The 551-nt window shown below is 68.4% G+C and carries 1 protein-coding gene; it reads left to right on the forward strand.

Features of this window, described 5'->3' with window-relative positions; all coding sequences use genetic code 11:
- A partial coding sequence (locus CXQ90_RS21845) for an iron ABC transporter permease (RefSeq protein WP_146068973.1) occupies positions 1-551 on the forward strand: 551 nt, incomplete at both ends.

A 551-nucleotide genomic window follows, 5' to 3' on the forward strand; every position in this document is an offset into this window, starting at 1 on the left:
CGGTCAAACTGGCCCTCGCCGGGGCGGCCCTGTCCGCCGGACTGAGTTCACTCATGAGCGCAGTGCTGGTTTCCAGCCAGCAGACACTGGACATCTTCCGTTTCTGGCAGGCGGGCAGTCTGTCCGGTCGGGGCTGGGACGTGATCAGCGCCGTCGTTCCCTTCCTGGCAGCCGGCGCCGTCATCACGCTGTGCGCCGGCCGGGCACTGAACGGTCTGTCCCTGGGGGATGACGTGGCCCGGGGGCTGGGGCAGCGGGTGGGCCTCAGCCGCGGCATCACTGCCCTGGGAGTGGTGCTGCTGTGCGGTGCCGCCACGGCCGCCGTAGGCCCGATCGGCTTTGTCGGCCTGGTGATCCCGCACATGGTCCGGTCCTTCACCGGGCCGGACTACCGGTGGATCCTTCCCTTTTCCCTGGTCCTGGCGCCGGTGCTGCTGATCATTGCCGACATCATGGGGCGCCTAGCCCTCCCGCCGGGAGAAATTCCAGTGGGCGTCATGACCGCCGTCATCGGAGCCCCTGTCATTATTTGGCTCGTCCGGCGGCGGAAG

The organism is Arthrobacter sp. ZGTC131, from assembly GCF_002929275.1.
In the GTDB taxonomy this organism is placed as follows: domain Bacteria; phylum Actinomycetota; class Actinomycetes; order Actinomycetales; family Micrococcaceae; genus Arthrobacter.